This window comes from Lentzea alba (assembly GCF_047445655.1).
In the GTDB taxonomy this organism is placed as follows: domain Bacteria; phylum Actinomycetota; class Actinomycetes; order Mycobacteriales; family Pseudonocardiaceae; genus Lentzea; species Lentzea alba_A.
This window is the reverse complement of sequence record NZ_JAJAEG010000010.1, coordinates 141,396-159,970: the sequence shown is the minus strand read 5'-3', so window position 1 is coordinate 159,970 and position 18,575 is coordinate 141,396. Positions and strand designations below refer to the sequence as shown.

Below are 18,575 nucleotides of genomic sequence, written 5' to 3'. Positions count from 1 at the left end.
GCAGAACGCCGGTCATGATCCACCCTCATGGCAGCAGATGGCGGCTTGCTGTGTTCTGAACCGTGGACGCACTGGTGAAGCGCGCGTTCAAGTACCGCTTCTATCCCACCGAGACGCAGGCAACGGAGCTGTCTCGCACCTTCGGATGCGTTCGCAAGGTTTACAACCTGGCCTTGCATGCCCGCACGGAGGCTTGGAAGCAGCACAAGGAACGGGTTGGCTACGACACCACGTCCGCGTTGCTGACCGCGTGGAAGCGCACCGAGGAGCTGGCATTTCTCTGCGAGGTGTCGTCGGTGCCGCTGCAACAGGCGTTGCGGCATCTTCAGACCGCGTTCAGCAATTTCTGGGCGAGACGTGCCCGCCATCCGCGCTTCAAGTCCAGGAAGAGGTCTCACGACTCGGCGGAGTACACACGTTCGGCGTTCCGCTGGCGCGACGGAAAGCTCACGCTGGCGAAGATGTCCGAACCGCTCGACATCCGATGGTCTCGGCCGTTGCCTGAAGGGGCGGCTCCCTCGACGGTGACCGTGTCGCGGGACGCGGCAGGACGCTGGTTCGTGTCCATGCTGTGCGAGGACCCTCTCGTGCGGCCGCTGCCCGCAGCCCATTCGAACGTGGGGATCGATGTCGGCCTCGACCACCTTCTGGTCCTGTCCACCGGCGAGAAGGTGAGCAACCCCCGACACGAGCACCGTGACCGGCTCGCGTTGGCCAAGGCGCAGCGTGCCCTGTGCCGCAAGCAGAAGGGCAGCCGCAACCGGACGAAGGCTCGCATCAAAGTCGCCCGTGTCCACGCCAGGATCGCCAACCGACGCTCCGACCACTTGCACAAGATCACTACTCGGCTCGTGCGTGAAAACCAAACGCTCGTGATCGAGGATCTGGCCGTGTCCAACATGGTCGGCAACCACCGCCTCGCCCGCGCGATCAGTGATGCGGGCTGGCGGCAGTTCCGGCAGATGCTGGAGTACAAAGCAGCGTGGTACGGGCGGGACGTTGTCGTGGTCGATCGATGGTGTCCGTCGTCCAAGTTGTGCTCGGTCTGCGGCGCGCTCGCGGCAAAGATGCCGCTTCATGTGCGCACCTGGACCTGTGCCTGTGGCGCGACCCGTGACCGGGACGTGAATGCGGCACGCAACATTCTGGCCGCCGGGCTGGCGGCGACAGTCTGTGGAGCCGATGTAAGACCCCAACGGAGCACTCCGGGCGGGCAGTCGGTGACGAAGCAGAAAGCACCGCAGCGCGAGCTGCGGGAATCTGTCTCCCTTGAGGAGCGGGACGGAAGTCAAGCGATCACGTACCTGTTCAGCCTGGTCTCCAGTCGTTTCTGCGCCGCCGACAGCGCCACGCAGATCACCCAGTAGTAGAGCCCCGCGAACGAGTACAGGGCGAGGAACTCGTTGCTCTCGGCCGCGGCCAGCTGCGACTCGCGGAACAGTTCGGTCAGCAGCACCACCGAGCCCAGCGATGTGTCTTTCAGCAACGACAGCAGCGTGTTCGACAGCGGTGGCACGGCGGTGCGCGCGGCCTGAGGCAGCACGATGCGGCGCAAAGTCTGCGAGTACCCGAGGCCGATGGTCGACGCCGCCTCGAACTGGCCGCGCGGCACGGAGAGGATCGCCGAGCGCACCACCTCGGCCGCGTAGCCCGCGACGTTCAGCGAGAACGCGACGACCGCGGCGGTGAACGGCGGGAACTTCAGACCGATCTGAGGCAGGCCGTAGAAGACGATGAACAGCTGCAGCAGCAACGGAGTGCCGCGGATGATCGAGATGAAGCCGCGCGCCAGGCCCGAGAGCACCCGATAGGGCGAAATCCGGGCAAGGGCCACCAGCAAGGCGAGGATCAGGCCGATCGCGAACGACAAGGCGGTCAACGGAATGGTGACCTTCACCAGGCCCACGAACATCGGCCAGGCGGTACCGAGAAGCACGTCCCACGTGCTGCGCGGACCACGGCCGGCGGACAGGTCCGCGGCACCGCCGTCCTCACGGGACACATCGGCCTTGAAGTACTTCTCGGAGATCCCGCGCAACGTGCCGTCGGCCTTCAGGGCGTCGATCGCCTGGTTGGCCTGAACCTGCAAAGCGTCGTTCTTGCGGAACGCCAGGACCTGCCGGCTGCCGGACGAACCCGCGTCGCCCGCGATCTCGACGTCCTTGGAACCCGTCGTGGCGAGGTAATCGAGCACGGCGATGTTGTCGTTGACGATCGCGTCGACCCGGCCCTGCTGCAGCAAAGCCGCGGCCTGGGCGAAGCCTTCGACGGCCTCCACGCGGGCACCGGCGTCACGGGCGACCTTGGCCCAGTTGCTGGTGCTCGACTGGGCGGTCGTCTTGCCGTTCAGGTCCGCGAGGGACTTGATGCGGTCGTCGCCCGCCCGGCGGACGACCACGCCGCGCGAGTAGGTGTAGGGGTTCGAGAGGCCGTACTTGGCCTGGCGTTCGTCGTTGACCGAGACCTGGTTGGCGATGAGGTCGATCCGGCCCGAGTCGAGAGCGGGGAAGATGGCGTCCCACTGCGTCTCGACGAACTCCAGCCGCCAGCCGGCCTTCGTGGCGATCGCCTTGATCACCTCGATGTCGTAGCCGGTCAGCTCGGAGGTCTGCGGGTCGTGGAACGAGAACGGCGGATAGGTGCCCTCGGTGCCGACCCGGACCACGGCCTGCTGTTGTTGCGCTGTCGCCGGTGCGGGGACGACGATCAACAGCAGCAGGAGCAGCACCGCGCCCCTGATCACTTGTCGCATTCGGGCAGGGTAGAGCGAACGGGGCGGGCGGCGCTGATGATCCACCATGCGGGAAACCCGGGATGAGGTGCGGTATGGCGACGGTGACGACGGGCGACGGGCAGCTGGTGTCCTACGTGGACCACGGCGGTGACGGCCCCGCGGTCGTGCTGCTGCACAGCTTCCTGATGGACACGACGATGTGGGCGCCGCAGGTCGCGGCGTTCAAAAACACGTACCGGCTGATCGCGATCGACGAGCGCGGACACGGTGAGACGCCGGCGAACGGGCCGTTCGACCACTGGGACGTCGCGAAGGACACGCTCGCGGTGCTCGACGGGTTGAACGTCGAGCGGGCAGCGGTCGTCGGGACCAGCCAGGGCGGGTTCGTCGCACTGCGGATGGCGTTGCTGGCGCCGGAACGCGTCACCGCGCTCGCCTTGCTGGGCACGTCGGCAGAGCCTGAGGACGAGCAGATCGCGGCGGCGTACCAGCAGCTCGCGGAGGTGTGGATCGCGCAGGGGCCGGACACGGTGATCCAGGCCGTCGCGACGATCTGCCTGGGCGACCACGACCCGTCGGACTGGACGCCGAAGTGGCGGGAGATCGAGGGCGAACGGCTGCGGTTCATCATGAACGCCCTCGTCGAACGGGAAGGCGTGCTGGAGCGCCTCGGTGAGATCACCGCGCCCGCGCTCGTGCTGCACGGGACGGCCGACGTCGCCTACGCGGTCGCGAAGGCCGAGGCGATCGTCGCGGCACTGCCGAAGGCCGAGCTCGTCACCGTCGAAGGCGGCGCGCACTTCCTCAGTCTCACGCACGCCGAAGACGTGAACCCGCACCTGCAGCGGTTCCTCAGCGCGAACCTCTGACGGCCCACGCCCTGGCGGTGAGCTCGATCGGCCCGTGGGCGGGCAGGCGGGAGCGGAGCAGGTCGCGAACCGCGTCGCGCTGCTCGTCGGGCAGCGTCGCGAGGTAGGCGGGTGCGGCGCCGGTCCGGCCCAGGAACGGCGTCCAGTAGTCGTCGAAGTCGCGGAACACCGTGGGCACCACGAGCCCGGCCACCTCGACGTCGCGCAGACCGGCGTCCGTCCACAACGAACGCAACGGGCCTGGCAGGCAGACCCTGGCGAACTTCGGGCCTTCGTCGTGGGAGGCCGCGGCGGGATCGACGTCGATGGCGGCGTCCCAGAAGAGGCGCATCATCTGCATGCCGTTCGTGTAGTCCCACACGTAGGAACCGACGCACTTCCCAACCCGCGCGAACTCGGCTGCCGCCCGGCTCGCGTCCGGCACGAAGCTCAGCACGAGGCCGCTGATGACCACGTCGGCCTCCCGCGCGCCCAGGTCCGTCGCGTCGCCGACCTCGAAGGACGCACCGGGCACCCGTTGCCGGGCCAGCTCCAGGAATCCCGAGGAAGGGTCGACGCCGGTCACCGACGCCGGTTCGGCGTGGGCCAGGACGGTCTCGGTCAGCGCGCCGGTGCCGCAACCGACGTCGAGCCAGGTGCGGCCGGGAGGCACGTCGAGGAACCGCAGGAACTCCACCGCGACCGGCCTGCTCCACCGGCCCACGTAGCTTTCGTACGCTTCTCCGAGATCCCACACGTCCGCGACGCTAGCGGAGGGGCCGGAAGCCCGCCCAGAGCTCCTGAGCGAGGATCTGCGGCTGTTCCCAGGCGGCGAAGTGCCCGCCGGCCGCGACCCGGTTGTAGTGGATCAGGTTCGGGTACGCGCGCTCGGCCCAGCTGCGAGGGGCCTGGTAGACCTCCTCGGGGAACACGCTGACCGCGACCGGCAGCGTGACGCCCTTGGCGGCGATCACCGAGTACTTGCTCTCCCAGTACAGGCGGGCGGCCGAGATCGCGGTGTTCGTGAGCCAGTACAGCGAGATGTTCTCGACGACGTCCTGCTTCGTCAGCGACTCTCGGTGCCCGGCGAACGCCCTGGCGATCAGCGCGAGCGACGCGACGTTGTGGTCGATCATGAACGACGCCAGCCCGACCGGGGAGTCGGTGAGCCCCATCAGCGTCTGCGGCCGCGTGCCCATGATCCGCGCGTAGGCCTGCCCCTTGCCGTAGCGGAAGAGCAGGTCCTGCCACGCCTTGAGCTCCTCGCCCTGCAGTCCGGGCGGCTGCGGGCCACCGGCGCGGGCGGCGTTGTCGATGTCGACCGGCACGGCGCCGGGCAGGTTCGTGTGCACGCCGAGCAGACCGGCCGGCTTCTGCAACGCCATCAGGTCGACGACCAGCGCGCCCCAGTCACCGCCCTGCGCGACGTAGCGGTCGTAGCCCAGTCGTTTCATCAGGTCGATCCACGCGCGGGCGATGTGGTCGGGTCCCCAGCCGGTGGTCGTGGGCTTGCCGGAGAAGCCGTAGCCGGGCATCGACGGGATGACCAGGTGGAAGGCGTCTTCGGGCTTGCCGCCGTGCGAGGTCGGGTCGGTGAGCGGTCCGATGATCTTCAGCTGCTCGATGACCGAGCCGGGCCAGCCGTGCGAGACGAGCAGCGGCAGGGCGTTCTCGTGCTTCGAGCGGATGTGCAGGAAGTGGATGTCCAGCCCGTCGATCTCCGTCATGAACTGCGGCAGCGCGTTGAGCTTGGCCTCCGTGCGGCGCCAGTCGTACTCCTCGGTCCAGTACCTGGCGAGGGCTTTCACGGTGTGCTGCGGCGCGCCCTGCGTGAGGTCGGAGACGGTCTCCATCTCGGGCCAGCGGGTCTGCAGGACACGGCGGCGCATCTCGACGACGTCCCGCTCCGGGATCCGCACCCGGAACGGCCGGATCTTGCCCGGAGCGGCTTGCGCTGGGGCGGCTTTGAGCAGCCCGAACGTGAGCGCGGCGGCGGCGGAGGCGGACAGGAAACTGCGGCGGGACGGCTCGTTGGACACGTTCACGACCGTAGGGAGGCCGGTCCGGCCGTCGCGAGCGTCGCGTGACGGTGTTCCGGTACGTCATCGGGGAATATCCGCGCGCCCGGCCCGTTGATGTGGATGACACGTCAACTAGCCAGGTCAGGTGTGCTGTGAAGATCGCTGTTCTCGGTGCTGGCCACGTCGGTCCCGTCATCGCGCGCCTCGCCCTGGCGGCGGGCTACCCCGTGACCATCGCGGGCTCGGGCGAGCCGGCGCGGATCGAGATGATCATCGAGTTCCTCGCTCCGGGCTCGGTGCCGTTGTCGGCCTCGGACGCCGTCGCCGACGCGGATCTGGTGGTGCTGGCGATCCCGTGGCACCGGTTCTCCACGCTCGAACCGGGGATGTTCGCGGGCAAGGTCGTCATCGACGCCATGAACCACTGGCCTCCCGCCGCCGAGCCGGTGGGCACGAGCGAGGACGTGGCCCGTCGGCTGGTGGGCGCGCGGGTCGTGAAGACCCTCAACCACGTTGCGTACCAGGACATGGAACCGCCGAACGGCCGTGCCGTCGGGTTGGCCGGTGACGACGCGGCGGCCGTGGAGGTCGTCGCATCGTTCCTGGCGCGCATCGGCTTCGAGCCGGTGGCGGTGGGTCCGCTGACCGCCGGACGGCTGCTCGAACCCGGCAGCCCGCTGTTCGGCGTCGCCGTGGGTCGTTCGGAAATCGAGAAGTTCGCGAAGGAGTTGTCATGACCACGTTCGGACTGGACACGTTCGGCGACGTCACCCAGGGCGCCGACGGCAAGCTGCTGACCCACGCCGAGACCATCCGCGACGTCGTCGAGCAGGGCGTGCTCGCCGACCAGGTGGGTCTCGACTTCTTCGGCATCGGCGAGCACCACACGCCCGACATGCCGCTGTCGGCGGCCGACGTGGTGCTGGCCGCGATCGCCGCCCGCACCTCCCGGATCCACCTCGGCTCCGCCGTCACGGTGCTCAGCTCGGACGACCCGGTCCGGGTGTTCCAGCGGTTCTCGACGTTGAACGCCGTGTCCGGTGGCCGGGCGGAGATCATCCTCGGCCGCGGGTCCAGTGTGGACTCGTTCCCGCTGTTCGGGTACGACCTCGCCGACTACGAGGACCTGTTCGAGGAGAAGACTCAGCTCTTCGCCGAGATCCTCAAGGGCGGCCCGGTGACGTGGCAGGGCAAGACCCGCGCGTCGCTGCACGAGCAGGACGTCGTGCCGTACACCGAGCCGTTCCCGACGTGGATCGGTGTCGGCGGCAGCCCGCAGTCCGTCGTGCGCGCGGCCTCGCACGGTTTCTCGCTGATGCTCGCGATCATCGGCGGTCACCCCGGCCGCTTCGCCCCGTTCTCGGAGCTCTACCTGCACGCGCTGGAGAAGTTCGGCCGCTCACCGCTGCCGATCGGCATCCACTCCCCCGGCCACGTGGCCGAGACGGACGAGCAGGCGCAGGAGGAGTTCTGGCCGCACTACCTCGACGTGATCAGCCGCCTGGGCCGCACGCGCGGGTTCGCGACGCCGACTCCCGAGTCGTACGCCCACGAGGTGGGGCCGCACGGCGCGTTGTTCGTGGGCTCGCCGGAGACGGTCGCGGAGAAGATGGCGCGGACCATGAAGACGTTGAAGGCCAGCCGGTTCGACCTGAAGTACGGGATCGGCGCACTGTCGCACTCGTCGCTCATGCGGACGATCGAGCTGTACGGGAACGAGGTCGTGCCTCGCGTTCGTGAGCTGCTCAACGAGGCGTGACCAGGCCCGACTCGTAGGAGATGACGATCGCCTGGGCGCGGTCCCTCGCGCCCAGCTTCGTCAGCACTCGGCTGACGTGCGTCTTCACGGTCTGCTCCGCCAGGCCCAACTCATGGGCGATTTCCACGTTGGACAGGCCGCGCGCGATCTGCCGGAGGATCTCGGTCTCCCGTTCGGTGAGCGATTCGAGGCTTGTGGGGCGCACGGACGGCAGTCGCCGGGCGAACTCCGCGATGAGGCGTTTCGTGACGGCGGGTGAGAGCAGCGCTTCACCGTTGGCGACCACGTGCACGGCTCGGATCAGTTCGGCGGCGGGGGCGTCCTTGAGCAGATAGCCGCTCGCCCCGCCGCGCAAGGCCTCGTAGACGTACTCGTCGAGGTGGAAGGTGGTCAGGACGATCACCTTGCACGGGTGGTCGCGCAGTCTGCGGGTGGCTTCCAGGCCGTCCATCATGGGCATCCGGACGTCCATCAGCACGACGTCCGGGTTGAGCTTTCCGATTTCGCTCAGGGCTTCGGCGCCGTCGCCCGCCGACCCGACGACCTCGATGCCGGGCTGGGCGTCGAGCAGCGCGACGAAGCTCTCGCGGACCATGGCCTGGTCGTCCACCACGAACACGGTGGTCACACCGGGACCTCCGCGATGACCTCGTAGCCACCGTCCGGGAGCGGGCCCGCGGTGCTGTGGCCGCCCAGTGCCGCGACGCGTTCGTGGACGGTTTTCGGTCCGTTGTGGATGGTCATGCGGATCGTCTTGCCGGACTTGGTGATGGTGACGGTCGTGGGCGCGCCGGGGCTGTGCTTGCGCACGTTGGTCAGCGACTCCTGGACGATGCGGTACAGCGCCAACCGGGTGGTGTCGCGCAGTTCCGGCAGCGGGCCGAGACTGAGCGTTGCGCCGGCCTCCTCGACCAGGGCGCGGAGATCGGTCAGGCCTGGTGGGGTGTCCTCGCGCAGCACGTCGACCAGGCGGCGGGTCTCGGTCAGTGCCTGACGGGCGGCGTCCCCGAGTTCCTTCAGTTCCAGGTGCATGCCGTCGAGGTCCGTGCGGCGGTATTGCGCGCTGTCGGTGCGCACAGCGATCAACGACAGGTGGTGGCCTACGACGTCGTGCAGCTCGCGGGCGATTCGGGTGCGCTCCTCGAGGATGATGCGGCGTTCGCGTTCGTCGGTGGTGCGGCGGCGTTCGCGCTGGAGGGCGAACCCTGCGGCGACCGTCAGCACCGCACCCACCAGAGGACCGGCCATCACGCCTGGGCCGAACAACGCCGCGGCTGCAAGCGGGAGGGCTAGCACGAGCGGGGCCACGAAGCTGGCTTTGCGGGCGATGGCCAACGCGAACACCGGGGCCAGAGGTACCAGGTAGGCGTCGAGCGGCCAGCTCGGCGAGGGGCCGACCGCCGGGTTCGTCCAGGCGAGAACGCCGATGGCGAACGCCATGGCCAGGAGCGCGAGCCTTGCCGCCGCCTGTGGTTTCTCCGGGATCAGCAGGGCGGGGGCGATCTGGAGACCGAGCAGCACGGGCGTGACGGCCGGGGCGATGCGGTACCACTCCGGGGCTTGCCACAGACCCCACGCCGTGACGACCACGGCGATGGTCAGGCGGCCGAGCCACACCGGTCCGCGCCACCAGCCGAGCGGCGGAAGTTCCACGCCATTCACCCCCGGAGATCACCTTACGGAGCCGGGGTTAACGGCTGGGGTGGGTCTCATCCCTCGGAGTGACAACGGCCGGTGAGGTGGCTCATGAGAGCTACTCCGAGATCGTGCTCGGCGCCGACGCGGCCCACCCTGCTCCCCCACCACGATCTCCAGCATGAAGATCCTGGGGTTGATGGTGCTCGTGCTGGGGGTGCCCGCCGTCGAGCCGCGGGCGGTGGAGATCGAGGACGTGGTGGCGTCGCGGCAGATCACCGAGGTCCGGATGGCGCCCGACGGCAAGCAGGCCGCTGTCGTCATCACCGAGCCGTCGCTCGACGACAACGCGGTGACCAGTCGCCTGATGATCGTCGACGTCGACGCGCCGGAACGGGCCCGCACGGTGACGACGGTGCGCGGTGTGGTCGAGCGGATGACCAACGTCCGGTGGTCGCCGGACGGGAAGCAGGTCGCGTTCCTCGCCCCGCTCGACGGCGCCGACGAGGTGTGGACGGTGTCGCGGTGGGGTGGGCGGCCGCGCAAGATGTTCGGCTCGCCCGCGCCCGCCACCAGGTTCGGTGGCAACCACATGGCGTTCTGGAGCCCGAACGTGCCACCGCACGACGCGAAGGTGCTGGCGTTCGAGTGGAGCGCGGCCGGTGTCGCGTTCACCGCGCCGAAGCCGTTGAACAAGTCGACCGACGACGGGGTCGTGTACAACGGACGCAACCTCATGCCGTTGCTCGCCCGTGAGCACGATGAGGTGCACAACGCGTTGTGGCTGTATGACCCGAAGACCGGCAACATGCGGCACGTCCTGGACGCGCCGACAGGTCCGATGGCCCAGCCGGGCAAGCCGAAGATGGCGTTCTCGCCGGACGGGAAGCGGCTGGCGTTCGTCACGGACCGGCTGCGGGTGCTCGACGGTGACCGGGTGTCCGCGGTGGACGCCGGCACGGCGAGGCCGCTGGAGCCGTCCTGGTCATCGGACGGGAAAGAGCTCGCGGGAGTCGAGAACGGCCAGGTGGTCGCCATTCCCGTCGACGGCGGGCCACGTCGCCCGCTCGCCGTCCTGCCACCGGGAGCCACGGCCACACGGGTCTGGTTCACCCAGAACGGCGTCACACTCGCACTGAACGACGATCGGCACGAGTGGCTCAGCACCGCAGAAACCGAGGACGATCTGTCGAACTGTTCGGTGCACGAGGACAAGGCCGTGTGTGCACGGCAAACCGCAAGCACTCCCCCTCGCATCGCCGCCGTGCACAAGGGCACGATCAAACACGGCTACAACCCCAACCCGTGGGTGAACGGCGTCCGCGTCAACACGCCGATCCCCACCGAGTGGACGACCGGCTTCAAGGCCACCGGCTATCGGATCGTGCCGCCGCAGTGCGCCGGGAAGCGTTGCCCCGCCGTCGTGATCACGCACGGGTACGACGCGCGGAACACGTTCATGGCCGACGTCAACGAGTGGTCGTTCCCCTCCCAGGTCTACGCGGCCAAAGGCTATGTCGTGCTACTCGTCAACGAACCACGCGCGGCCAACCCCACGAACACGGTTGAAGCGCGCAAGACGATCGAAGCGGCCGTCAAGTCCGCTGTGGACAGTGGTGACGTCGATCCCGCCGAGGTCGGCGTCCTGGGCTACAGCCGGGGCGCACGGGTCGCGGACGAGCTGATGATCCACTCGACGACGTTCAAGGTTGCCGTAGCCGGTGACGACGGCACGTTCGAGCTGATGCCGGGCTCGCCGGTGCCGCTCGCCCAGCGGTTCAACGGGCCGTTGCTGCAGCAGATGGGGCCGGCCGCCGGGGTGATGGTCACGCGGATCGACGAGTACCTGAAGCACGGCCTGAAGGTGCCCACCGAGCTGGTGGTGTTCCCGGAGGAGACGCACATCCTCCACCAGCCGCGGCACCGGGCGGCGGCGATGCGGCAGAACGTCGACTGGATCGACTACTGGCTGCTCGGCAGGCGCGATCCCGACCCGGCCAAGGCGGCCCAGTACGCCCGCTGGGACTCCTACCGCTGAAACAGGGTCCGCACCGCCACGGTGACCCACGCGAGCACGAGCGCGCCGTACAGCACGACGGCGACCCCGGTGAACATCGCCGAGGGAACCCGTGCGGCGAGCGCGCTCGTGCCGGTCACCAAAGTGCCCAGCGGGAAGACGAAGCTCCACCACGTCAACGCGAACGGCAGCCCGCGCCGGGCCGTGCGGATCGTGACGGACAGCGCGATCGCCACCCACAGCAGGGCGAATCCCCACGTGATCGTGCCGTAGAGGACGCCGAACGCGACCTGCCCCGGCAGCACGGGCACGCCGGCGAGGAGGTTCGCGGCGGTGATCGACTGCCCGAGCGGGCCGAGCACGATCCACAACGTCGGCACGGTCGAGGCCGCGCCCAGGCCGTGCTGCACGAGCCGTTGCCAGATCTGCGGCACGATCACCAGCGTCGCGAACAGGCTCACGCCGAACAGCGCGTAGCAGCCCAGGACCATTGCCTGGCGCAAGGATCCTTCCGGCAGATGTGAGGCGAGCAGAGCGCCGGAAGCCGCGGACACCATCGGCGGCACGACGGGCATCAGCCAGCCGCCGAACGCGCGTTCACCGCTGCCGATCATCCGCAACGGCACCAGCACCGACGTGGCGAGTCCCAGCAGCGTGCCGACCGTCCACAGTGTCCAGTCCACGGCCAGCGCGGCGGGCAGGCCGATCCAGTCGGAGCCGAGCAGCAGGGCACCGGTTCCGACGGTCATCAACGCCATCGGCGGCGCACCCCAGAACTGGGCCATGACCGGGTCGGCCAGCTGCGCGCGCACCGTCGCCCACGTCCAACGCCGGCAAGCGGCAACCGTGAGGAACACCAGCAGTGCGGCGTCCAACGCCCAGACGACCGTGGCGGCGGGGCGGAGACCGTGCAGGGGAAGCGACGCGGCGGCCGTGGCGACGATGCCGGTGCCCATCACCGAGGCGAACAGGTTCGGACCGAAAGGCGCCGCTCGTCGCACCTCATGGGGCACGGTGTGTGTTTGAGGTGCGAGAGCGGTCACGACATGACAATGCTCGTGTCCGGGCGGCCTCGGTAGGCACTGATCACCGATGAACGCATAGGCTGTCCCTATGCCTCTGCCGTCCAGGGTCACCGACCTGAGCAGCTTCGACCTGTTGCTGAGCGTCGCCGAGCTGGGCAGCATCGGCCGGGCGGCCAAGGCGCACGGCATGTCGCAGCCCTCGGCCAGCGAACGACTCCGCGTGCTCGAAGCCCGCGTCGGGGTGACGTTGCTGGAACGGACCTCGCGCGGCGCGAAGCTCACGACGGCCGGGCAGCTCGTGGCCGGGTGGGCGGCGCCGGTGCTCGCGCGGGCGGTCGACCTGGACGCCGGCATCACGAGCCTGCGGGCGGACCGGCACAGTCAGCTCAAGATCGCGGCGAGCCTGACCGTGGCCGAGTACCTGTTGCCCGCGTGGCTGATCGCGCTGCGTGCGGTCAGTCCGGACACCGCGACCGTGCTGACGGCGGGCAACTCGGTGCACGTCGCCGAGCAGGTGCTGGCGGACCGGGCCGATCTGGGGTTCATCGAGAACACCGACGTGCCGGCCGGACTCGCGAGCCGGGTGGTCAGCCAGGACGAGCTGGTGCTCGTGGTCGCGCCGGGGCATCCGTGGGCGAAGCGGCGGCGGGTCACGGCGGGGAAAGTCGCTGGTACGCCGTTGGTGAGCCGGGAACCGGGGTCGGGCACGCGGCAGGCGTGGGAGCACGCGCTCGGCAAGGCGGGCGTCACGACGTCGGCCGAGCCGTTGCTGGAGATGTCGTCGACGACGGCGATCAAGGCGGCGGCGATCGGCGGGATCGGGCCGGCGGTGCTGAGCGTGCACGCGGTGGCGGCGGATCTGGCGACCCGGACGCTGGTCCGGGTCGAGGTCGGCGACGTCGATCTGCACCGGGCCCTGCGAGCGGTCTGGCCGGCCGGAACGACACCACGCGGCCCCGCCTCCGACCTGTTGACCATCGCCACGCGTACTCTCACGCACCGTGCCGACCGGAGGTAGCAGGCAGGTTCGCGCCGCCCGCAAGCGCAAGAAGCGGATGGCGCGGGTCGAACACGACCTGACCGACGCCCAATGGGACGCGCTCAAGTCGTTGTGGGGTGGTTGCGCGTACTGCGGTGCGCCCGCGACCTCGTTGCAGAAGGACTGCGTGCAGGCCATCTCGCGCGGTGGGCGGTACACGCTCGGCAACGTCGTGCCGGCGTGCGGGTCGTGCAACGCCAGCAAGTGCAACGCCGAGGTGACCGGGTGGTTGCGGCGCAAGCGGCTCGACGAACGCGCGTTCCTGGTGCGGCACTACGAGATCTCGAAGGAACTCACCGCGCAGTTCACCCTAGATGGCGCCTGATCTGATCGCGAACGCGACGGCGTGCGTGCGGTTGCGCAGCTGGAAGCGCACCAGCACGTTCTGCACCATGCTCTTCACGGTTCGCTCCGAATAGGACAGTTTCCGCGCGACCTCCGCGGTGGTCCACCCCTCGGCGAACAGGCGCAGCATGTCCATCTCGCGGTCGGCCATCCCGGTCATCGTGAAGCGGGACGGCAGCTCGGCGCGACCCTCGTGGGCGGCCAGCACCGTCGACACGAGGCTGTCGCAGGTGAGCTCGGCGCGCGACAGCACGGCGACAACGCGGTGTTCGATCGCGCGTGACAGTTCATGGGCGCGCAGGTCGTCGGTGACGAGCACCGTGCAGGCCGTCGTGCGCTGGGCGACCGTCCGCAGCTCGGCCAGCAGCCCCGGCCCGCCCGAGGCCACCAGCACCACCTGGGCCTGGCTGAAGGCGGTCTCGGCGAGCAGCTGGAACTCCGGCCGGATCCGCAGATAGCCCGCCAGGCCCCAGCGGGTGACCGCGTCCTTCGCGTAGATCGCGACTCGCACTCGTTCCATGGCGCCGAGTCTTCAAGACCGCTCTCCATTCGGACTCCACGCGGTCTCCACGGCACTGCCCGATCGGGCACGACCCCGCGACAACCAGGGCGGATCTCCCCAAACGGAGGCCGGGGTGTGCCTAGGTTCGCCCCCTCCCCCGCCACCCGGAGGTTTCTCGATGTCCGCCACCATCGATGCCCTCGCCGAGCTCGCCAAGCCCGAGCGTCGCCAAGATCCGTACCCGTTCCTGCACTGGTTGCGCGAGCACGACCCCGTGCACCGCACACGCTGCGGGTTCTACCTGCTGAGCAACTACGACGACGTGTCGTTCGCCCTGCAGGAGTTCGTGGTGCCGGACGAGGCCGGGATCTGGCGCGAAATCGGTTCCGGGAAACGGAGCCATCCGTCGGTCCGCAAGCTCGTCGCGGCGTTCGCGGCCAGGAACCACCCCTGCTACGCCCGGTTGCGCGCGGCCATCGCGAGCGACATGACGCCCGCTCGAGTGCAGCAGCTGCGGCCGCGGATCCTGGAGCACCTGGGCAACATCTTCGACGACCTCGGGCCGCGGCTGGTCGCGGGCGAGACGGTCGACCTGCACGCCGAGGTGTCCGTTCCGCTCACGCAGTACGTGTTCGCTGACCGAGTGGGCATACCGGAGGAGGACCGCGGGTGGATCGCGGACACCGTCGCGTCGATGACTCGGGCGCTCACGAGTGGTGACGAGGAGGTCGTGCTGGCCGCGGACCGGGCGAGCAACACCGTCGAGGACTACTTCCGCGAACGGGTCGCCGAACGCCGGGCCGCGCCGCGCGACGACCTGATCACCCGGCTGGTCCAGGCGCACGACTCGCACGACGAGCTGTTGATCGCGATTCTGTGGATCATGTGGATGACCGGGTACGAGAGCACGATCTCGGGCATCGACCGCGTTGTACAGGCGTTTCTGGCCCATCCCGAGCAACGGTCGTGGTGCGATGGCACGGACACGTCAGCGGTGCAGCGGTTCATCGACGAGTCGCTGCGACACGACGGGGTGGTGCTCTACACGCCGATACCCCGTATCGCGTTGCACGCCGTATCGCTGAACGAAGTCACCATCCCGGCAGGGGCGTCGGTCCGCATGCTGATCGCGGGCGCGAACCGGGACCCCCGCGTATTTCGGGATCCCGACACGTTCGACCCGAGCCGGGACCCGCGGCGCGCCCTCTCGTCCGGCAACTGCTGCGGCACCACCCTGGGCCGGGCCGAGATGGCGCACGTGGTGACCGGGCTGCAGCAGCGGTTCCCGACGCTGGTCGCGGCCGGTGAGCCGCAGTGGAGCTCCACTGTGGTCGCGCGCAGGACGGTCGAGACGTTGCCTGCCCGACTGGGCTGATCCGCGATGTTCGGATGGGCAGTGCGTTGCGCTGAACGGGCGAATACCCTGCCCGCATGGGCGAAGTGCGCGTGGACGTGCTCGGTGAGCTGCGGCTCACCGTCGGCGAGACGCGACTCTCCCCGTGCCAGCCGAGGCAACGCGCGGTGCTCGCGGTGCTGGCTCTGCGCGCGCCGCATCCCGTCTCGCGCGACGAGCTGATCGACGCCGTGTGGGGCGATGATCCGCCCTCGAGTGCGTCGGGCAGCCTGCACACCTACATCAGCGCGTTGCGGCGGCTGGTCGAGCCGGATCTGCCGCCGCGGGCCTGCGGGAAGCTGATCATCACGACCGACGCCGGGTACGCGTGCCGACAGCCTCCCGACGACCTCCGGGAGTTCTCGGAGTTGGTTGCCGGAGGCGAGTTCCAGCAGGCGCTGCGGTTGTGGCGCGGGACGGCGCTCGCCGACGTGCCGGGGCCGTTCGCTTCACGGCAGCGTGTGCGGCTGGAGGAGTGCCGCCTGGCCGCGGTCGAGGACTGGGCCGCGACGGAGATCGAGGGCGGCGGGCACAGCGAGGTCGTCGACGCGCTCACCCGCGAGATCGCCGACAACCCGGTGCGGGAACGGCTCGTGCGGCTGCTCATGCTGGCGTTGAGCCGGTCCGGGCGGCAGGCCGAGGCACTGGCGGCCTTTCGCGACGTCCGCGCGGCCCTGATCGAGCAGCTCGGCGTCGAGCCCGGCCGTGAGCTGCGGGAACTGCACGAGCGGATCCTCAAGGGCGAGCCGCGGTCGCGCGAGGTCCGGCCGGCTCAGGTCACCCACGACACGAACGGGTTCGTCGGCCGTGACGCGGAGATCGCCGAGCTGTGCGGGCGGTTGGGCGGCGCGGAACCGCGAACGGTCGTGATCTCGGCGATCGACGGCACGGGCGGGATCGGCAAGACCGCGCTGGCCGTGCACGTGGCGCACCTGCTGGTGGACAGGTTTCCGGACGGGCAGCTCTTCATCGACCTGCAGGGGTTCGCGCCGAACGCCGCACCGATGTCCTCCGACGAGGCGCTGCGGCGGTTGCTGGTCGGGCTCGGCGTCTCCCAGAAGGACCTGCCGGACGACCTCGCCGGGATGTATCGCAGCGTGCTCGCTTCACGGCGCATGCTTTTGTTGCTGGACAACGCCTTCAACGCCGAGCAGGTGCGTCCGCTGCTGCCGGGTGTGTCGTCCAGCGCGGTGCTGGTCACGAGCCGGAACCGGCTGAGCGGGCTGGTCGTGTCCGGTGGCGCGCACCGGGTCACGCTGGACGTGTTGCCGGAGTCCGAGGCGCTCGGGTTGTTGCGGTCGGTCATCGGGCATCGCGTCGACGCCGAACCTCACGCCGCACGCGAGCTGGTTCGGTTGTGCGGCGCGCTTCCGCTGGCGCTGCGGCTCGCCGCTGAACGGGTGAGCTGCGGTCCTGATAGGACACTCGCCGTTCTGGTGCAGGAGTTGGCGCACGAGCGGCTAGACGTGCTGGAGGTGGACGAGACCACGGCGGTGCGGGCCACGTTCTCCTGGTCCTACCGGGCGTTGGCGCCTGAGGCCGCCAGGATGTTCCGGTTGCTCGGCCTGCATCCCGGACCTCTGCCGTCGCTCGGTGCGGCCGCCGCGCTGGCCGGGCTCACGGTTAGGGAGGCGCGCCGGCTCGTTGATGTGCTGTGTGCGGGGCACCTCGTCGACGAGGTCGCTTTGCGGCGTTACGGCTTGCACGACCTGCTGCGCACTTACGCGCGCGAGAAGGCGTTCGAGGACGAGCCGTGCCACGACAAGGCCGTCGACCGGTTGCTGTGCTGGTACCTGCACAGCGCGGACGCGGCGGACCGGCTGCTCTTCCCGGGCCGCAGGCGGATGCCGTTGCCCGCGCTGCCCGAGGACGTGACGCCGGAATCGTTCACCGGAGCGGATGAGGCGCGGGAATGGCTGCGGGCGGAGTACGTGAACCTGATCGCGGCGATCCGGTCCGCGGCGGAGAACGGCAACACCGAGCTGGCGGCGCGGCTTCCGTTGGCGCTCATGAGCTTCTTCGAGTTCGAGTCGCACTTCGACGACGGCCTCGCGATGTACCTGATCGGCCTCGACGCAGCGGTGACGTCCGGTGATCAACGGGCGGAAGCCGTGCTGTGCAACAACATCGGCATCCTGCACTCGGTCCGGCGTTCGTACGACGAGGGCGAACGGTGGTTCCAACGCGCGCTACCGCTGTGGCACGCGATCTCCGACGAGCACGGCGAGGGCCAGGCGTTGATCAACCTCGCCGGCGTGTACGTCGGCCGCAACACCGGCGGGTGGGAGCACGCGGAGAAACACCTGCTCCGTGCGTTGGACATCTTCACCCGCCTGGACACCCGGCTCGGCCAGGTGTTCGCGAAGACCCACCTCGCCACCGTCTACCGGCGGATGGGCCGCCTGGACGAAGCCCTCGCCGCCGGCACTCACGCGGCGGCGACCGCGCACGACCTCGGCGCGCTGGTCGTCGAGGCGTCCACGCTGGCCGATCTGGGCCGCATCCACGAGGTGCTGCGCGACTTCCCCGCCGCACTCGCCTGCCACGAGGCCGCGCTGGAGATCCACCGCCGCACCAACAACCAGCTCCGCGAGGCCCGCGACCGCCTGTGCATCGCCTACGTGTGCCGCGAGACCGGCGACTACCCGCGCATGCGGCAGGAGTACACGCGGGCGTTCGAGATGCTGGAGGAGCTCAACCCGGCCGAGGTCGACGCGGAACGGGCGGCGTTCGGCCCGCTACCCGCGTGACCGGACGTTGAACGTCATGTGCGGGTAGCGCTGCTGCAGCTGGTTCGCGACGCCGACAGACTCGTTCGAGGTCGTCACCTCAACACCCGACCCGTCGACCGCGGGCTCGGCAGTGACGACGTGAATCCCGAGCCCCTGCCAATGGGTTGTTTCGGCCAACATCTGCTGTGCGGCCGCCATCATCTCCACGCGCGTGTACTTCGCGTCACGGAACACAACCCGCACGTTCGGCGTGGCCTCGGCGATCTCGGCGTCCAGCTTCGCGTCCGGCTTGCGGTGCACCACCAGCATCGACGGCTCGTGCCGCAGCTCCAGCCCGGCGAACGTGCCAGCGAACTCGCCCTCCAGCCTCGGCCGGACGACGCTCGCGGCCTCCGTCAGCCCCGGATCCCCGGTGCTGGGCCCACCAGCGGCGGCCTGCTGTCCGCAAGCCGCGAGCGCGACGAGCAGCAACGCGAGCACGACGGCTCTCTGCACGGTTCCCCACCTTCAGTCTGTATGCCTGGG

Annotated in this window: 17 protein-coding genes; 9 read left to right on the top strand and 8 right to left on the bottom strand. The window is 69.5% G+C overall.

The window, feature by feature from the left end; translation table 11 throughout:
- Positions 1-62 precede the first annotated feature (62 nt).
- Positions 63-1,367 carry an RNA-guided endonuclease InsQ/TnpB family protein gene (locus LFM09_RS18380; protein ID WP_414097692.1) on the top strand — a complete coding sequence of 435 codons (1,305 nt, stop codon included), beginning with the start codon at positions 63-65 and terminating at the stop codon, positions 1,365-1,367.
- Here the strand turns inward: LFM09_RS18380 and LFM09_RS18375 are convergent.
- Entirely contained in the window at positions 1,289-2,752 is a 1,464-nt protein-coding gene (locus LFM09_RS18375) for an ABC transporter substrate-binding protein/permease (protein WP_414097691.1), read from the bottom strand. The genes LFM09_RS18380 and LFM09_RS18375 overlap by 79 nt on opposite strands.
- 74 nt (positions 2,753-2,826) lie before the next feature.
- On the opposite strand from LFM09_RS18375, the gene LFM09_RS18370 reads away from it, so the two are divergent.
- Complete coding sequence (locus tag LFM09_RS18370) at positions 2,827-3,603, top strand: alpha/beta fold hydrolase (RefSeq protein ID WP_414097690.1); 777 nt, start codon at positions 2,827-2,829, stop codon at positions 3,601-3,603.
- On the opposite strand, the gene LFM09_RS18365 is transcribed toward LFM09_RS18370, so the two are convergent.
- Positions 3,587-4,339 carry a class I SAM-dependent methyltransferase gene (locus tag LFM09_RS18365; RefSeq protein ID WP_414097689.1) on the bottom strand — a complete coding sequence of 251 codons (753 nt, stop codon included), beginning with the start codon at positions 4,337-4,339 and terminating at the stop codon, positions 3,587-3,589. The genes LFM09_RS18370 and LFM09_RS18365 overlap by 17 nt on opposite strands.
- A gap of 10 nt (positions 4,340-4,349) precedes the next feature.
- Complete coding sequence (locus LFM09_RS18360) at positions 4,350-5,621, bottom strand: epoxide hydrolase family protein (RefSeq protein ID WP_414097688.1); 1,272 nt, start codon at positions 5,619-5,621, stop codon at positions 4,350-4,352.
- 134 nt (positions 5,622-5,755) lie between these two features.
- On the opposite strand from LFM09_RS18360, the gene LFM09_RS18355 reads away from it, so the two are divergent.
- Positions 5,756-6,340 (top strand): NADPH-dependent F420 reductase, encoded by a 585-nt coding sequence (locus tag LFM09_RS18355; RefSeq protein WP_414097687.1) that lies wholly within the window; start codon positions 5,756-5,758, stop codon positions 6,338-6,340.
- The gene (locus LFM09_RS18350; RefSeq protein WP_414097686.1) at positions 6,337-7,362 is read left to right on the top strand and encodes an LLM class flavin-dependent oxidoreductase; all 1,026 of its coding nucleotides are present in this window, start codon (positions 6,337-6,339) and stop codon (positions 7,360-7,362) included. Before LFM09_RS18355 ends, LFM09_RS18350 begins: the two co-directional genes overlap by 4 nt.
- Here the strand turns inward: LFM09_RS18350 and LFM09_RS18345 are convergent.
- Together LFM09_RS18345 and LFM09_RS18340 are read right to left on the bottom strand one after the other, a co-directional pair.
- The gene (locus tag LFM09_RS18345; RefSeq protein ID WP_414097685.1) at positions 7,349-7,990 is read right to left on the bottom strand and encodes a response regulator; all 642 of its coding nucleotides are present in this window, start codon (positions 7,988-7,990) and stop codon (positions 7,349-7,351) included. The two genes, LFM09_RS18350 and LFM09_RS18345, sit on opposite strands and share 14 nt — an antisense overlap.
- A complete protein-coding gene (locus tag LFM09_RS18340; RefSeq protein ID WP_414097684.1) occupies positions 7,987-9,015 on the bottom strand; it encodes a sensor histidine kinase in 1,029 nt (342 codons plus the stop codon). Before LFM09_RS18340 ends, LFM09_RS18345 begins: the two co-directional genes overlap by 4 nt.
- Positions 9,016-9,178: 163 nt before the next feature.
- Between LFM09_RS18340 and LFM09_RS18335 the strand changes: the two genes are divergently transcribed.
- Entirely contained in the window at positions 9,179-11,035 is a 1,857-nt protein-coding gene (locus LFM09_RS18335; RefSeq protein WP_414097683.1) for a hypothetical protein, read from the top strand.
- On the opposite strand, the gene LFM09_RS18330 is transcribed toward LFM09_RS18335, so the two are convergent.
- Positions 11,026-12,057, bottom strand: a complete 1,032-nt coding sequence (locus LFM09_RS18330) for a TDT family transporter (protein WP_414097682.1) — start codon at positions 12,055-12,057, stop codon at positions 11,026-11,028. The genes LFM09_RS18335 and LFM09_RS18330 overlap by 10 nt on opposite strands.
- Positions 12,058-12,127: 70 nt before the next feature.
- Here LFM09_RS18330 and LFM09_RS18325 point away from each other — a divergent pair, with 70 nt between their 5' ends.
- Both LFM09_RS18325 and LFM09_RS18320 read left to right on the top strand, forming a co-directional pair.
- Positions 12,128-13,057: a LysR family transcriptional regulator gene (locus LFM09_RS18325; RefSeq protein ID WP_414097681.1), complete on the top strand. Its 930-nt coding sequence runs from the start codon at positions 12,128-12,130 to the stop codon at positions 13,055-13,057.
- Positions 13,041-13,403, top strand: coding sequence for an HNH endonuclease (locus tag LFM09_RS18320; protein ID WP_414097680.1), 363 nt, complete (start codon positions 13,041-13,043; stop codon positions 13,401-13,403). Before LFM09_RS18325 ends, LFM09_RS18320 begins: the two co-directional genes overlap by 17 nt.
- Here LFM09_RS18320 and LFM09_RS18315 read toward each other — a convergent pair.
- On the bottom strand, positions 13,389-13,943 hold the full coding sequence (locus LFM09_RS18315) for a response regulator transcription factor (RefSeq protein WP_414097679.1): 555 nt from the start codon (positions 13,941-13,943) through the stop codon (positions 13,389-13,391). The genes LFM09_RS18320 and LFM09_RS18315 overlap by 15 nt on opposite strands.
- 160 nt (positions 13,944-14,103) lie before the next feature.
- Between LFM09_RS18315 and LFM09_RS18310 the strand changes: the two genes are divergently transcribed.
- Both LFM09_RS18310 and LFM09_RS18305 read left to right on the top strand, forming a co-directional pair.
- A complete protein-coding gene (locus LFM09_RS18310) occupies positions 14,104-15,300 on the top strand; it encodes a cytochrome P450 (protein ID WP_414097678.1) in 1,197 nt (398 codons plus the stop codon).
- Positions 15,301-15,356: 56 nt separating this feature from the next.
- The gene (locus LFM09_RS18305; RefSeq protein ID WP_414097677.1) at positions 15,357-18,068 is read left to right on the top strand and encodes a BTAD domain-containing putative transcriptional regulator; all 2,712 of its coding nucleotides are present in this window, start codon (positions 15,357-15,359) and stop codon (positions 18,066-18,068) included.
- Here LFM09_RS18305 and LFM09_RS18300 read toward each other — a convergent pair.
- Complete coding sequence (locus LFM09_RS18300) at positions 18,057-18,545, bottom strand: hypothetical protein (protein ID WP_414097676.1); 489 nt, start codon at positions 18,543-18,545, stop codon at positions 18,057-18,059. The genes LFM09_RS18305 and LFM09_RS18300 overlap by 12 nt on opposite strands.
- Positions 18,546-18,575: the final 30 nt, after the last annotated feature.

Coding starts and splice junctions, on each gene's coding strand:
- LFM09_RS18375 (WP_414097691.1), bottom strand. CDS start 2,752: ATGCGACAAGTGATCAGGGGCGCGGTGCTGCTCCTGCTGCTGTTGATC.
- LFM09_RS18370 (WP_414097690.1), top strand. CDS start 2,827: ATGGCGACGGTGACGACGGGCGACGGGCAGCTGGTGTCCTACGTGGAC.
- LFM09_RS18350 (WP_414097686.1), top strand. CDS start 6,337: ATGACCACGTTCGGACTGGACACGTTCGGCGACGTCACCCAGGGCGCC.
- LFM09_RS18335 (WP_414097683.1), top strand. CDS start 9,179: ATGAAGATCCTGGGGTTGATGGTGCTCGTGCTGGGGGTGCCCGCCGTC.
- LFM09_RS18325 (WP_414097681.1), top strand. CDS start 12,128: ATGCCTCTGCCGTCCAGGGTCACCGACCTGAGCAGCTTCGACCTGTTG.
- LFM09_RS18315 (WP_414097679.1), bottom strand. CDS start 13,943: ATGGAACGAGTGCGAGTCGCGATCTACGCGAAGGACGCGGTCACCCGC.
- LFM09_RS18310 (WP_414097678.1), top strand. CDS start 14,104: ATGTCCGCCACCATCGATGCCCTCGCCGAGCTCGCCAAGCCCGAGCGT.
- LFM09_RS18305 (WP_414097677.1), top strand. CDS start 15,357: ATGGGCGAAGTGCGCGTGGACGTGCTCGGTGAGCTGCGGCTCACCGTC.